The 14763-nt window shown below is 72.9% G+C and carries 8 protein-coding genes and 3 tRNA genes; 6 read left to right on the top strand and 5 right to left on the bottom strand.

Going from position 1 to position 14763, the window contains the following annotated elements:
• Positions 1-20: 20 nt before the first annotated feature.
• A complete protein-coding gene (locus NYZ98_RS32690; RefSeq protein WP_262847460.1) occupies positions 21-4163 on the bottom strand; it encodes a Pls/PosA family non-ribosomal peptide synthetase in 4143 nt (1380 codons plus the stop codon).
• A 330-nt stretch (positions 4164-4493) separates the two neighbouring features.
• On the opposite strand from NYZ98_RS32690, the gene NYZ98_RS32685 reads away from it, so the two are divergent.
• The 3 genes from NYZ98_RS32685 (at position 4494) to NYZ98_RS32675 (ending at position 9138) form a co-directional block, all read left to right on the top strand.
• Entirely contained in the window at positions 4494-5048 is a 555-nt protein-coding gene (locus tag NYZ98_RS32685) for a TetR/AcrR family transcriptional regulator (protein ID WP_262847459.1), read from the top strand.
• A 71-nt stretch (positions 5049-5119) separates the two neighbouring features.
• Positions 5120-8491 (top strand): glycosyl hydrolase family 95 catalytic domain-containing protein, encoded by a 3372-nt coding sequence (locus NYZ98_RS32680; RefSeq protein WP_262847458.1) that lies wholly within the window; start codon positions 5120-5122, stop codon positions 8489-8491.
• 335 nt (positions 8492-8826) lie between these two features.
• Positions 8827-9138 carry a hypothetical protein gene (locus tag NYZ98_RS32675; RefSeq protein WP_262847457.1) on the top strand — a complete coding sequence of 104 codons (312 nt, stop codon included), beginning with the start codon at positions 8827-8829 and terminating at the stop codon, positions 9136-9138.
• 178 nt (positions 9139-9316) lie between these two features.
• Here NYZ98_RS32675 and NYZ98_RS32670 read toward each other — a convergent pair.
• The 3 genes from NYZ98_RS32670 to NYZ98_RS32660 form a co-directional block, all read right to left on the bottom strand.
• Positions 9317-9388 (bottom strand) — tRNA-Val (locus NYZ98_RS32670).
• A gap of 45 nt (positions 9389-9433) precedes the next feature.
• A tRNA-Cys gene (locus NYZ98_RS32665) sits at positions 9434-9504 on the bottom strand.
• A 32-nt stretch (positions 9505-9536) separates the two neighbouring features.
• Positions 9537-9608, bottom strand: a tRNA-Gly gene (locus NYZ98_RS32660).
• Positions 9609-9894: 286 nt separating this feature from the next.
• On the opposite strand from NYZ98_RS32660, the gene NYZ98_RS32655 reads away from it, so the two are divergent.
• Together NYZ98_RS32655 and hutH are read left to right on the top strand one after the other, a co-directional pair.
• Complete coding sequence (locus NYZ98_RS32655; protein WP_262847456.1) at positions 9895-10629, top strand: ArsR/SmtB family transcription factor; 735 nt, start codon at positions 9895-9897, stop codon at positions 10627-10629.
• Positions 10630-10633: 4 nt separating this feature from the next.
• Positions 10634-12181 carry a histidine ammonia-lyase gene (gene hutH, locus NYZ98_RS32650; protein WP_262847455.1) on the top strand — a complete coding sequence of 516 codons (1548 nt, stop codon included), beginning with the start codon at positions 10634-10636 and terminating at the stop codon, positions 12179-12181.
• Positions 12182-12237: 56 nt separating this feature from the next.
• Here hutH and NYZ98_RS32645 read toward each other — a convergent pair whose 3' ends face one another.
• Positions 12238-13710 (bottom strand): NAD(P)-binding domain-containing protein, encoded by a 1473-nt coding sequence (locus NYZ98_RS32645; RefSeq protein ID WP_262847454.1) that lies wholly within the window; start codon positions 13708-13710, stop codon positions 12238-12240.
• A gap of 75 nt (positions 13711-13785) precedes the next feature.
• Here NYZ98_RS32645 and NYZ98_RS32640 point away from each other — a divergent pair, with 75 nt between their 5' ends.
• On the top strand, positions 13786-14721 hold the full coding sequence (locus NYZ98_RS32640) for a LysR family transcriptional regulator (RefSeq protein WP_262847453.1): 936 nt from the start codon (positions 13786-13788) through the stop codon (positions 14719-14721).
• Positions 14722-14763: the final 42 nt, after the last annotated feature.

Raw genomic sequence — 14763 nt, 5'->3', positions numbered from 1 at the left:
GATCGGTCAGGCCTTCCGGGTCACTTCGGCGCGGGCGGTGACCACGCCGCGATCGGGTTGCCGAACCAGCGGCTCCGCGCGGGCACGGACTCTCCGCGCATCACCAGGGACGCCGGCCCGATCGTGGTGTGCTCCCCGATCGACGCCGCGGGCAGGACGACCCCATGCGGGCCGACACTGGCACCGTCCCCCAGAACGACACTGTCGATGCTCATCACCCGATCATGGAACAGATGGGTCTGCAGGACGCAGCCCCGGTTGACGCTGCACCCGTCGCCCACGGTCACCAGGTCCGCCTCCGGCAGCCAGTAGGTGTCGCACCAGACCCCCCTGCCGATCCGCGCCCCGAGCGAGCGCAGCCACACGTTCAGCGGGACGGTGCCCAGCCACGCCTCGGCGAACCACGGAGCGGCCAGCACCTCGACGAAGTTGTCCGCCAGCTCGTTGCGCCAGACGAACGAGCTCCACAGCGGCCGGTTCCCCGCCGCGATCCTGCCGAGCAGCGCCCACTTGGCCGCCGTCGCGGTCGCGGCGGCCAGCACGCCTGCACCGGTCAGCACCACCCCGGTCAGCAGGGCCGCGACCGCGAAGCCGTAGGACCCGGCCAGGTACTCCAGCGTCGCCGCCACGAGCACGGCCAGCGCGACGGTGCACATCGCCGGGACGATCCGGCAGATCTCCACGGCGGCGCGGGCCGCCTTGAGCCGCCGCGGGGGGTCGTAGGTGCGGCGCCGGTCGCCGCCCTCGGCCGTCCTGCGCAGCTCCACCGGGGGCATCCCGAGGTAGGACGAGCCCGCCTTGGCCTTCTTCGGCGCGGCCGACAGCACCCCCACCAGGCCGTCCCTCGGCACCTTGCGGCCCGGGGCGGTCATGCCGGAGTTGCCGAGGAACGCGCGCTTGCCGATGCGCACCTGGTCGACGCGCAGGCTGCCGTTCACCAGCTCGTACGGGGCCACCATCGTGTCGTCGGCGAGGAACGCGCCGTCGCCGACGGTCGTCATCGTGGGCAGCGCCAGCACCGTCGACAGCTCCACGTCGCGGCCCACCTTCATCCCGAGGGCGCGCAGCCACACCGGGGTGAGGATGCTGGCGTACAGCGGGAACAGCCACACGCGGGCCGCCGCCATCAGCCGGCCGGTCGCCCACGCCTGCCACGCCGGGCGGCTGTGCACCGGATGCTGCCCGGGGTGCAGGCAGACGCCCAGCAGGCGCACGCACACAAGGACGATCAGCGCGAAGGCGGCCAGCGAGGTCACCGTGGCCGGGGCGACCCCGGAAAGGGCCGCGGGCAGCGCCTCGCCCAGCGTGGCGGCATCGCGGACGAACACCTCCAGCACGATGAGGCCGCACAGCGCCGCCACCACCGGGATCAGGCTCAGGAACATCGCCGACAGCCCGTAGGCCACCTCCCAGCCCCGGGTGCGCGCGGGCCGGGCGGAGGGGCGGAACCGCCGCGCCTTGCCCTGCCGCACCGCGGGCGCGCCTCCCCAGCGCTCACCCGCCGGAACCGCGCCCGCCACCACCGCGCCCGGGGCGACGTGCGCGTTCTTGCCGATCCGCGTCCCCGGGAGCAGGGTCGCGCGGGCGCCGACCGTCGCCGAGGCGCCGATGCGGATCTCACCGACGTGCAGCACGTCGCCGTCCAGCCAGTACCCGTGCAGGTCGACCTCGGGCTCCACCGCCGCGTTCTTCCCCAGCCGCAGCATCCCGGTCACCGGCGGCAGCGTGTGCAGGTCGGTGTCCTCGCCGATCTGCGCCCCGAGGGCCCTGGCGTACCGGGCGATCCACGGCGCGCCGGACAGCTGGCCCACCCCGAGCTGGGTGGCGAACTGCTCGGCGAACCACAGCCGCAGGTGCGTGCGCCCGCCGCGAGGATAGGAGCCGGGGGTCAGGCCGCGCAGCAGCAGCAGCCGCGCGGCGCCGGCCGCGATGCCGATGCGCCCCCACGGGGAGACGAACAGCAGCCAGCCGGCCAGCACCCACCACCACGACAGGGTGGGCGCCCACGGGAACGCCACGAGGTTGTTCAAGGTGGCCAGGCCGATGATCCAGCGCAGGCCGCCGACGGTGAGCAGCGGCACCATGAGCGCCGTCTGCGCCAGCGAGGAGCGGCGCGGCACCGGGCCGACGGTGCGGTCCACCGTCGCGGTCTGCGGGGTGTCCAGCGCCGACAGCCGCTCGGCGAGCGCCCCGAGCGTGGGGTGCTCGTAGACGTCGCTGACCGAGGCGGCCGGGTACCGGGTGCGCAGGGCCGACACCAGCCTCGCGACGGCCAGGCTCGTGCCGCCCTGGGCGAAGAAGTCCGCGTCGCGGCCGCCGGCGTCCGCGCCGAGGATGTCGGCCCACTGCCGGGCCACCCACCCCTCGGTGCCGGACAGCCCGGCCGTGCCCGCGCCCTCGGCGGGGGCGCCGCCGGTCAGCGGCCACGGCAGGGCGGCACGGTCGATCTTCCCGGAGGTGCGCGTCGGCAGGGAGTCGACCAGCGCGATCCTCGGGACCAGCGCGGCCGGCAGCGCCTCGCCGAGCCGGTCCCTGGCGGTGGTCTGGTCGAAGTCCTCGCCGGGGACGACGTAGGCGACCAGGAGCTGGTGCCCCGAGCCGGTCGTGCGCACCGCCGCCGCTGCCCCGACGACGCCGGGCAGCGCCTGGACGGCGGCGTCGACCTCGCCGAGCTCGATGCGCCGGCCGCCCAGCTTGACCTGCTCGTCCGCCCGCCCGGTGAAGACCAGGCCCTCGGGCTCGGCCCGCACCAGGTCACCGCTGCGGTAGGCGCGCTCCCAGCCGAGTGAGGGGAGCGGGGCGTACTTCTCCAGGTCCTTGACCGGGTCGAGGTAGCGGGCCAGGCCCACGCCGCCGATGACGAGCTGGCCCGTCCCGCCCATGGGGACGACCTCGCCGTCCTGGTCCACGACCGCCAGGTCCCAGCCGTCCAGCGGCAGGCCGATCCGTACCGGGCCCTGGCCGTCCAGCGGCGCCGCGCACGCGACGACGGTGGCCTCGGTCGGGCCGTAGGTGTTCCACACCTCGCGCCCCGGCACGGCCAGCCGCTCGGCCAGCTCGGGCGGGCACGCCTCCCCGCCGAAGATCAGCAGGCGCACGTCGTCCAGGGTCTCCACCGGCCACAGCGCCGCCAGCGTCGGCACGGTCGACACGATGGTGATGCCCCGGTCGGTCAGCCACGGGCCGAGGTCCATGCCGGTGCGCACGAGCGCCCTGGGCGCCGCGACCAGGCAGGCGCCGTGCCGCCACGCCAGCCACATCTCCTCGCAGGAGGCGTCGAAGGCCACCGAGAGGCCGGCCAGGACGCGGTCCCCGGGGGCGATCGGCTCCTCGGGCAGGAACAGGCGGGCCTCGGCGTCGACGAACGCGGCCGCGCCGCGGTGGGTGACGGCGACCCCCTTCGGACGGCCGGTGGACCCGGACGTGAAGATGATCCACGCGTCGTCCTCGGGCCCGGGCCGCTCATCTGGCGTGTCGTGCGGGGTGGTCGCGCGGTCCTGGGGGCCGTCGTGCGGGGTGGTCGCGTTGTCGTGCGGGGGGATCGGGTCCTTCGGCCCGCCGTCCCGCCAGGGGGTGATCGCGCGGTGCTCTCCGACGACCGCGACGACGCCCGCCTCCGACAGGACCAGTCCGGCCCGCTCCTCGGGATCGTCGGCGTCGACCGGGACGTACGCCGCGCCGGCGGTCAGCACGCCGAGGATCGCCACGTACAGGTCCACGGTGCCCGAGGGGACGCGCACCCCGACCCGGTCGCCGGGGCGCACGCCCGCCCGGCGCAGCTCGTCCGCCACGCGCCCGGCCTCGGCGGTCAGGCCCAGGTAGTCGAGGACGGTCCTGCCGTCGTCGAGGGCGGCGGCGCGGGGGTGACGGCGGGTGGTCTCGGCGAGGATGTCCAGCAGAGTCCGGGGCGGAGCCGCCGCCTCACCGGACAGGAACACGGCGAGCCCGGCACCAGCGGGCGCCACGGGGACGCGGGCCTCGTACGCCTCGCCGGGGACGCGGGTCGCGCCCTGGACGCGGGCCTCGTGCGTCTCGTTCGGGAGGACCGCCTCGCGGTTCTGGCCTGGAACGAAGGTCTCGTGCGTCTCGCCTGGGATGACGGTCTCGTCGGTGGTGCCGAGCGGTGCGTGGTTCAGCTCGATATCGGCTGGAAATCGGCGCAACTTCACTCCCCTGGGTGCCCGGGTCTCCGGGTCTTCTACGCGGGCATCGGGAGATCCCACCATCACGCTGATCACTGGCGTGGGTCCCGAACCGGCCCGACGTGATGCCGTGGGCATCCTAGATCTTAACTCTTTGGGCGATCTGCCCTATTCCTAGGCACAGAGAGTGACACCCCGTGCCGGGCTCGGACCGGCTTGAGGGGGCCGGTGATGTCTCCTACACTGAACGGGCCGTACCGGAGAGTTCTCCGAAGTCAGGCGGCGCTCACCGGAGAGACCAGGGACGTCGCCGGGGGCCCCGCCCACGGACGTGATCACGCGAGGAGGGCCGTGGCCGAGCACCGCACCGCCGCCACGCGCGCCGACGCGCAGCTCAACCGCGAGCGCATCTTCGCCGTCGCCTACGCGGCGTTCGCCGAGGACCCGAGGGTCTCGCTCAACGCGATCGCCAAGCTCGCGGGCGTCGGCGCCGGCACGCTGTACCGCCACTTCCCGACGCGGGAGGACCTCATCCTGGCCGTGTACCGGCAGGAGGTCCGGTCGCTGGTGGCCTCCGTCCACGACGTCCTCGCGGAGAACCCGCCGATCGAGGCCCTTCGCGTGTGGTTCCTGCGGCTGGCCGACCTGCTGCGGGTCAAGCACGGCCTGGGCGACGCGCTCCAGACGGCCGCGGTGCAGGACGCGGTCAACGAGACCTACGCGCCGGTCACCGAGGCGATCGGCGTCCTGCTGCGGGCGTGCGAGGACGCCGGCGAGGTCCGCCCGGGACTCGGACCCGACGACGTCCTGGTGTTCATGGGATTCCTGTGGCGCGTCCCGCCCGGCGAGGCCGGCGAACGGCAGTCGCGGCGCCTGCTCGACCTGGCGATCCGGGGACTGCGCTAGCGCAGGCTCTTGTTACGCCGATGTTTCGATGCTAATTCCTTGGTCAAAGTCATCTTTGATCGGAGGAATCCGTGGCCCATCCCCACCGATGGCGCTTCAAGGTCGTTCTCATCGCCGCGTTGACACTGGCCGCCGGGGTGAGCGTCCCGAGCCAGGCGTACGGCGCCCCGTCCCCGGTCGCCGACACAGCCAAGACACCCGATGACTTGACCCTCTGGTACGACAAGCCGGCCACCGACTGGGAGAGCCAGGCGCTGCCGATCGGCAACGGCCCGCTCGGTGCGAAGATCTTCGGCGGCGTGGCGACCGAGCAGATCCAGTTCAACGAGAAGACCCTCTGGACCGGAGGTCCCGGCTCGCCCGGCTACGACTCCGGCAACTGGAAGACACCGAGGCCGGGCGCCATCGCGGAGGTCCAGGCGCAGATCGACCGCGACGGCAGGATGTCACCCGAGGCCGTGGCGGCCAGGCTCGGCCAGCCCAAGACCGGGTTCGGCTCCTACCAGACCTTCGGTGACCTGTATCTGGACGTCGCCGGCGCCCCGGCGAACCCCACCGGCTACCGCCGGGAGCTCAGCCTGCGCGAGGCCGTGGCCCGGGTGGGATACACCGCCGACGGCGTCACCTACTCCCGCGAGTACTTCGCCGGCCACCCCGGCAACGTGATCGCCGGCCGCCTGTCCGCCGACCAGGGCGGCAAGGTCTCCTTCACGCTGCGCCACACCTCGCCGCGCGACGACAAGACCGTCACCGCCGCCGGCGGCCGGCTCACCATCCGCGGCGCCCTGGCCGACAACAAGATGCGGTTCGAGGCCCAGGTGCAGGTGGTCAACCAGGGCGGCACCCGCACCGACGACGGCGACAAGATCACTGTCACGGGTGCCGACAGCGCGGTGTTCCTGCTGTCGGCCGGCACCGACTACTCCGGCACCTACCCCGCCTACCGGGGCGCCGACCCGCACGCCGCGGTGACCTCCGCCGTCGACGCGGCGGCGGCGCAGGGCTACGAGAAGCTCAAGCGGGCCCACCAGGCCGACTACCGGAACCTGTTCGACCGGGTCAAGCTGGACCTAGGCCAGAGCACCCCGGCGATCCCGACCGACCGGCTGCGCGCCCGCTACACCGGCGGCGACTCCCCGGACGACCGGGCGCTGGAGGCGCTCTTCTTCGCCTACGGCCGCTACCTGCTGATCTCCTCCTCCCGGGAGGATGAGGACCTGCCCGCCAACCTGCAGGGCGTGTGGAACAACTCGACCAACCCGCCGTGGTCGGCCGACTATCACGTCAACATCAACCTGCAGATGAACTACTGGCTGGCCCAGCAGACCAACCTCGACGAGACCACCAAGCCCTACGACCGGTACATCGCGAACATGGTCGCCCCCGGCCGGGCGACCGCGACCGCCATGTACGGCGCGCGCGGCTGGGTGGTCAACAACGAGACCAACCCGTTCGGCTTCACCGGCCTGCACGACTGGGCCACCTCGTTCTGGTTCCCCGAGGCCGCGGCCTGGACCACCCAGCAGCTGTACGACAACTACCGGTTCACCGGCGATGTGGACTACCTGAGGACCACCGCCTACCCGGCCATCAGGGGCGCCGCCGAGTTCTGGCTGGACTTCCTGCACACCGACCCGCGTGACGGCAAGCTGGTCGTGTCGCCGAGCTACTCGCCCGAGCACGGCGACTTCTCCGCCGGCGCCTCGATGTCCCAGCAGATCGTGCGCGAGGTGTTCACCAACGCCCTCGCCGCCGCCAAGAAGCTCGGCGTCGACAAGGGCCTGCGGGACGAGCTGGGCGCGGCCCTCGCCAAGCTCGACCCCGGCATCCGCATCGGGTCCTGGGGCCAGCTCCAGGAGTGGAAGACCGACTGGGACTCCCGCACCGACGACCACCGGCACGTCTCCCACCTGTACGCGCTGCACCCCGGCCACCAGATCGTCGCCGGCACCCCCGAGGCGGAGGCCGCCAAGATCTCGCTGACCGCGCGCGGGGACGGCGGCACCGGCTGGAGCAAGGCCTGGAAGATCAACTTCTGGGCGCGGCTGCTGGACGGCGACCACGCGCACAAGATGCTCAGTGAGCAGCTGAAGAGCTCGACGCTGGACAACCTGTGGGACACGCACCCGCCGTTCCAGATCGACGGCAACTTCGGCGCCACCTCCGGGATCGCCGAGATGCTGGCGCAGAGTCAGGACGACGTCGTCCACGTCCTGCCGGCCCTGCCCTCCACCTGGAAGAACGGCTCGGTGTCCGGCCTGCGCGCCCGTGGCGACGTGACCGTCGACGCGGTGTGGAAGGACGGGTCCGCCGACACCGTCACCGTCCACCCCGGCAGGACCGGCCAGATCAAGGTCAGGTCGCCCTTCGTCGCCGGGCGCTACCGCGTCTACGACGAGCGGGGCCACGAGGTCGGGCCGCACCGCGACGGCGACACGCTGAGCTGGAACGCCGTCGCCGGCAAGGCTTACACGATCCAGAACGAGGCCGCCGTCGCGATGACGGCCCCCGCCTCGGCGAGCCCCGGCGTGGCGTTCCCGGTCGAGGTCGCGGTGAGCGCGGTACGCAAGCGCGCCGTCCCGGCCTCCGAGGTGACCCTCACCCTGCCCCAGGGCTGGACCGCCACCCCGGCGTCGGTGCGCCTGCCGGCCGCCCCGCCCGGCGGCACGCGCACCGCGTCCTTCACCGTCACCCCCGGACCCTCGGACGGCACGCGCACGGCGTCGCTCGCCGCCACCGTGAAGGGGAGCGGCTGGACCGGCTCGGCAACTGCCGTGCTCGCCCTGTCGCCCTGCCCGTCGCCACAGGCCGGTTCGGTGCTGGTGGCCTGGGACCCCGAGGCGGGCGGCACCGTGACCGACCACTCGGGCAACGGGCGCGACGCCACCGTCACGGGCGGCACCGCCGTCTACGACGGGACGGCGCCCACCGGGAGCGGCCTGGCGCTGGACGGGAACACCTACCTGGTCACCGGGGACACCACCCTCGGGTACCTGCCCGAGGCGACGTTCGCCGCCGAGGTCAAAATCGAGGGCACCGGTTACCGCCGGCTGTTCGACTCCCAGCCGTCAGGGAATCCCGGCACCGACGGGATCATCATCGACCTGACCCCGTCGAACACCCTGCGGTTCATCGGCGCCGGGCAGAACGTGGGCGTCAACACCACGCTTCCCACCGGCCGCTGGATCGACCTCGTCGTCACCCTGGACCGCTCGGGCGCCATCACCGTCTACGTGGACGGCGTGCAGAAGGCCACCGCGCAGGCCACGAGCGACGGGATCACCGGCTGCACGGCACGCTCCCTCCGCTTCGCCGCCGACCAGGGCGGCGGCCAACGCCTCACCGGCGCCGTCGACCGCGCCGCCGTCTTCGCCGAAGTCCTCCCCTCCGACCAGATCCCCACCTGGCAATCCCGAGCCTTCCCACCCCCCACCACAACCTGACCCCCACCCCGCCACACACCGCCCGCCACGTCTTACCATCCGCTCTTCCCTGACCAGGGCCCCGGAGACGCTCGCGTCTCCGGGGCCCTGGTGTTTCTCGTACGGCGGGTCTTATGTGCGCGCCATGCCCCCTGGGAATTTCGGTTTTCCATTTATGTCCGGAAATGGACGGCATGTGGTGGCGGACGGGATATTGACGGTCCCTGGCGGCCGTATTATCTTTTCTTTTAAGAAAGTTTCCTATCCGAAAGCGCTCGGATCTGCTACGGCGATCCGCCGTCCCTTGTGTTCGCCCTGATTCGATCTGATATCGCCGAAACCCTCAGGAGTCACGCATGAACGCGAGAAGATGGACCGCGACCGCCTGTGCCACCGTGCTGGCGACGGCGGGGCTGGTGGCCGCCACGGCCTCCGGAGCCTCCGCCGCGCCCACCGGCTGCTCCTACCAGCTCAACACCCAGGAGCGCTGGGCCACCAGCTACTGCTCCGCCGGCACCGGCGAGCACCGCATCTACGTCCTGGAGAAGCACTTCCTGGCGGAGGTCGGCTACATCCCGGTCTTCGGGCCGTGGGTGCCCGCGGGAACCGTCTCCTCCACCGGCATCCCGCCGCACCAGATCATCGACATCCGGGTGGAGGTCCGCTGAGGCGGCCCACACTGGGCAAGATCCGGACCGGCCGCGCGGGAAGGCGAGACCTGATCGCCATCGCGCGGGAAAGGCGAGATCTGGACCGTCACCGTGCGGGGAGGCGGAATTGCGGCGCCGGGCCGGGAAAAGCGAAATCCCCAGGTCGATGACCTGGGGATTCGTCGTTCATCACAGGTGGGCGATACTGGGATTGAACCAGTGGCCTCTACCGTGTCAAGGTAGCGCTCTCCCACTGAGCTAATCGCCCGAGCCGAACTTCGCTGATCTTTGGTGCGATGGATCCTTGGTGCAGAGGTGGAGACGGGATTTGAACCCGTGTACGCGGCTTTGCAGGCCGCTGCCTCGCCTCTCGGCCACTCCACCGGGCGAGGCCTCGTCACCGCAAGGCCTCTCCGAGCGGACGACGGGATTCGAACCCGCGACCCTCACCTTGGCAAGGTGATGCTCTACCACTGAGCCACGTCCGCGTGGTCGGCCGGTGAACGCCCGGCCTCACGCAGAGAACTCTAGCGAATCCCGGCCCACTCCCCAAACCGAACGCCGACAGCGGCCGACCCCGGCCCCGGGACGGCTCCGGAAGGGCTCCGGACGGCTCGGCAAGGGGTCGGGAAGGGGCTCCGGGACGACTTGGGAAGGGATCGGGAAAGGCTCCGGGACGGCTTGGGAAGGGGTCGTGACCGGCTCCGAGGGAGTCAGGGGGAGGGGACCAACGCTTCGATACAGGCCCAACCGTGGTTGGGCTAGGGTCGAAACATGGTTGCGCAACACGTCGCGAGGGACGCGGACATCGCCTCGGTCGCCTCCCTGATCGCCGACCCGACCCGGGCCGCCGTGCTCACCGCCCTCCTGGACGGCCGTGCCCTGGCCGCAGGAGAACTGGCCAGGCTCGCCGGGGTGACCCCCGCCACCGCGAGCGCCCACCTGTCGCGCCTGCTCGACGGCGGCCTGGTCACCGTCGCCAGCCAGGGCCGCCACCGCTACTACCGCCTCACCGGCCCCGAGGTCGCCGAGGTGCTGGAGGTGCTCGCCCGGATCAGCCCGCGCCCCGCCGTGCGCTCGCTCCGCCAGTCCCGGCAGGCGCGGCTGCTGGAGGAGGCCCGCACCTGCTACGACCACCTCGCCGGGCGGGCCGGCGTCCGGCTCCTGGCCGCGCTGGTCGACGCCGGGTACCTGGTCGGACAGGACGCGTACGAGCTGACCGGGAGCGGCGAGACGGCGCTGTCGGAGCTCGGCGTCGACGTCGCGGCGGCGCGCGCGTCCCGGCGCAGGTTCGCGCCCGCCTGCCTCGACTGGACCGAACGCCGCCCCCACCTGGCGGGGGCGCTCGGTGCCGCGATCACCCAGGCGCTCCTTGAGCGCGACTGGTACCGGCACGGGGCGTCCAGGCGCGTGCTGGAGCCGACCGAGCTCGGGAGGAAGGGGCTGGCCGCGATGTTCTCCGGTAAGGAGCTAACATGCAGTACGCCAGTTACCCAAGCGAGAGAGTGACACCATGCGCGACAACGAGGTCGTGACCCTCGGCCCGGAACCGCTGACCTTCGCCGACGTCGTGAAGGTGGCCCGGCACGGGGCCCCCGTCCGCCTCACCGACGAGGCGGTCGCGGCCATGGCCCGATCCCGCGCCCGGGTGGAGGAGCTCGCCGAGAGCCCCACCCCTCACTACGGCATCTCGACCGGATTCGGCGCCCTCGCCACCCGGCACATCGACCCCGAACTGCGCGCCCGGCTCCAGCGGTCCCTCGTCCGCTCGCACGCCGCCGGGTCCGGCCCCGAGGTCGAGACCGAGGTCGTCCGCGCGATGATGCTCCTCCGCCTGCACACCCTGGCCACCGGGCACACCGGCGTGCGCCCCGCCACCGCCCAGACGCTCGCCGGCCTGCTCAGCGCCGGGATCACCCCGATCGTCCACGAGTACGGGAGCCTCGGCTGCTCGGGCGACCTCGCGCCGCTCTCCCATGTCGCCCTCGCCCTCACCGGGGAGGGCCCGGTGCGCGACCGCGACGGCGAGACCAAGACGGCCGCCGAGGCGATGAAGGCGGCGGGCCTGGAACCGGTCGAGCTGGCCGCCAAGGAGGGCCTCGCCCTGATCAACGGCACCGACGGCATGCTCGGCATGCTCGTGCTGGCCATCGAGGACCTGACGGCGCTGCTGCGCACCGCCGACGTCAGCGCCGCCATGAGCGTGGAGGCGCTGCTCGGCACCGACCGCGTCTTCGCCCCCGAACTGCAGGCCCTGCGCCCCCACCCCGGCCAGGCGGCGTCCGCGAGCAACCTGCGGGCCATGCTGCGCGACTCGGGCATCATGGAGTCGCACCGCGACGACACCTGCACCCGCGTCCAGGACGCCTACTCGCTGCGCTGCGCCCCCCAGGTGGCCGGCGCCGCCCGCGACACCGTCGCCCACGCGGCCACCGTGGCGGGCAGGGAACTGGCCTCGGCCGTCGACAACCCGGTGGTGCTCGACGACGGCCGGGTGGAGTCCAACGGCAACTTCCACGGCGCCCCGGTCGGCTACGTCCTCGACTTCCTGGCCATCGCCGTCGCCGACGTCGCCTCGATGGCCGAGCGGCGCACCGACCGCATGCTCGACGTGGCCCGCAGCCACGGCCTGCCGGCGTTCCTCGCCGACGACCCCGGCGTCGACTCGGGCCACATGATCGCCCAGTACACCCAGGCGGCGATCGTCTCGGAGCTGAAGCGCCTGGCCGTCCCCGCCAGCGTCGACTCCATCCCGAGCTCGGCCATGCAGGAGGACCACGTCTCCATGGGCTGGTCGGCCGCCCGCAAGCTCCGCCGCTCGATCGACGGCCTCACCCGCGTCCTCGCCATCGAGATCCTCACCGCCGCCCGCGCCATCGAACTGCGCGCCCCCCTCCGGCCCGCCCCCGCCACCGCCGCCGTCGTGGCCGCCCTCCGCCAGGAAACCCCCGGCCCCGGCCCCGACCGCTTCCTCGCCCCCGAAATAGACTCCGCCGTCCACCTCGTAACCGACCAAACCCTCCTAACCGCCGCCCAATCCCAAACCGGCCCCCTCGCCTGACCTCGGCCGCAGGAGCGCCTCGCTGTTCGAAGACGAGGTCCGGTGGATGCGCTGCCTCACGTTGTCGGGGTCGGCCCGTGGGGGTGTGGGGGGATGGTGGCGACGGCTTCGACTTCTATTAGGAGGCCGGGGCGGAAGAGGTGGGGGACTTCTACGGTGGTGCTGGATGGGGGGGTGCAAGTGATGCGGCGGCGGCGGACGGCGGCGTAGCCGGGTAGGTCGGCCATGTCGGTGAGGAAGGTCCTGATGGTCACCACGTCCTCGAACGTGCATCCCTGGTCGGCCAGGATGTGTTCCAGGTAGTCCATGACGCACTCGGACTGGCGGACGATGTCGCCCTCGCCGATGACCTCGCCGTTCTTGCCGAGTGCCGCCTGCCCGGAGACGAAGAGCAGGTCGCCGGCCCGTACGGCGTGCGAGTACGCCCCGGCGGGTGGGGGGACGGAGTCCGGGTTGAGCTTGACCGCGCCTGCCCGATTCGGGACCGCACCCTCCTGCCTGTCACCGCCCTGCCTGTCACCACCCTGCCTGTCACCGCCCGGAGAGGTCGCGGGGGCGGCCGAGGTGGGAGCGGCGGTGAGGGCAGGGGAGGTCGCATCGGTGGTGGGCACGGTACCTGCGGTGGGCGAGGGGGTGAGGGTGGGGGAGGTTGTTATGGCGGTGAGGTCGGCGGTGGCGAGGCCGGCGTGTTCGGCTTCGGTGAGGCGGGTGCGGGCGGCGGCGGCGAGGGTCTGGGCCGGGTGGGCGGCGAGGGTGAGGTCCTTGGCCGCGAGCCCGAGGGCGTAGCGGGTCTCCTGCGGGCCTTCCAGCACGGCCGGGCGCAGGCGGCCCGCCAGCGGGCCGAGCGGCGTACCGGCGAGGACGTCCAGCAGCGCGGCGCGGTCGACCCCCTGGGTGTCCGCGTACGCGAGGGTCTCGGCGATCAGCACCTGCGCGGGCACCAGGGCGCTCATCACGGCGAGCTTCATCGCGGCGCCCGCGCCCAGCGGGCCCAGTTCGCGGACCGTGCCGAAGACGGCGAGCACGTCCCGGCAGCGTGCGAGATCGGTGCCGGAGCCGCCGGCCAGGATGGTCAGCGTGCCGTCGGCGGCCGGTTGGACGCTGCCGAGCACGGGGGCGTCGACCAGGCCGACCTCCGCGGGCAGCAGCGAGCGGAGCCGGGACACCGCGTCGGGGCCGATGGTGGACATCTCCACCACCAGTGACCCGGGCCGGGGCGTCGCGGACGTCAGGACCTCCTCGACGGCGGCGGGATCGCGCAGCATCGTGATGACCAGCTCCGCCCCCGCGACGGCCTCCGCAGCCGTCCCCGCCACCCGCGCCCCCGGAACCACCCCCGGGCCTGGGGCTGGGCCCGTCGCCTCGGTTCCCGTGCCCGGAGGGGTGCCCGTGGTCGATGCCGCCCCCGTGGCGGGCATCGGGGGGTTCGGGTGGGGGGTGCGGTTCCAGACCGTCACCTGGTGGCCGGCCTGGACGAGGCGGCGGGCCATGGGTGTGCCCATGTGGCCGAGGCCGAGAAAAGCGATCATGTCCCCTCACGCTAGGCCATCTCCCAGCCATGCCGCCAGCGACTAGATTGCATGTGACCCATGCGATGGAGGAATATGTTCGAGATCGACGCGTTACGGCTGCTGGACGTGGTGGCCCGCACCGGGTCGTTCACGGCGGCGGCGGAGGAGCTCAACTACACGCAGTCCGCCGTGTCGCGGCGCATCGCCTCGCTCGAACGCGAGGCGAAGGGGCCCCTGTTCGAGCGGCTGCCACGAGGGGTGCGGCTGACGCCCGCCGGCACCGTGCTCCACCGGCACGCCCGTGAGGTGCTGGAACGGCTGGAGAGCGCCGCGGCGGAGCTGGAGGCGATCCACGACGGGACCGGCGGGCGGCTCCGGGTGGGGGCGTTCTCCACGGCCAACGCCGTCATGGTGCCCGAGGCGCTGCGCGTGTTCCGGCGCGCACGCCCCGAAGTGGAGGTCACCCTGGTCGAGGGGTTCAGCGCGCGGCTGATGGAACGGCTCCACGAGGGTTCGCTGGACCTCGCGGTCGTCAGCGACTACCCCTCGGGGCTGTCGCCGGCCGAGGACGCCACGCTCGTCCCGCTCCTCACCGACGAACTCCTCCTCGCGCTGCCCCACGATCACCGGCTGGCGGGCCGGGAGGTGGTCCGGCTCGGCGACCTCCGCGACGAGAACTGGGTCGAGGGCGCCCCGCCCGGCCACGCGACGATGCTGGCGGAGTCGTGCGCCCGCGAGGGTTTCGCGCCGAAGGTCGGCATCCGCATCGGCGAGTGGACCGGCAAGCTCGGGTACGTCGCCGCCGGGCTGGGCGTCGCGCTCGTCCCCGCGATGGCCGCGCGGGCCGTGCGGGGCGATCTCGTGCTCCGGTCGCTCGGCGCGACGGCCCCGAGGCGCCGGGTGTACGCGGCGCTTCCCCGTACGGCGCCGCTGTCCTCGGCCGGGACGCTCCTCGATCTCCTCCACGGCGTGGTGGCCGGGTGGCACGAGCCGCCCCGCCGACCGGCCGGGCACCACGAAGGCCATTGAAACCCTCGCGCGGGAGGCGGAGAGGTTCGGGAGGGTGGGGGC

The organism is Sphaerisporangium corydalis, from assembly GCF_025506355.1.
Lineage (GTDB): Bacteria > Actinomycetota > Actinomycetes > Streptosporangiales > Streptosporangiaceae > Sphaerisporangium > Sphaerisporangium corydalis.
Note: the sequence above shows the minus strand (reverse complement) of the source record. Positions and strands in the feature narration are given on the sequence as shown.

Bases quoted from the DNA above. Each gene is read 5' to 3' on its own strand.
- NYZ98_RS32675 (WP_262847457.1), top strand. From the start codon at position 8,827: ATGAACGCGAGAAGATGGACCGCGACCGCCTGTGCCACCGTGCTGGCG.
- NYZ98_RS32655 (WP_262847456.1), top strand. From the start codon at position 9,895: ATGGTTGCGCAACACGTCGCGAGGGACGCGGACATCGCCTCGGTCGCC.
- hutH (WP_262847455.1), top strand. From the start codon at position 10,634: ATGCGCGACAACGAGGTCGTGACCCTCGGCCCGGAACCGCTGACCTTC.
- NYZ98_RS32645 (WP_262847454.1), bottom strand. From the start codon at position 13,710: ATGATCGCTTTTCTCGGCCTCGGCCACATGGGCACACCCATGGCCCGC.
- NYZ98_RS32640 (WP_262847453.1), top strand. From the start codon at position 13,786: ATGTTCGAGATCGACGCGTTACGGCTGCTGGACGTGGTGGCCCGCACC.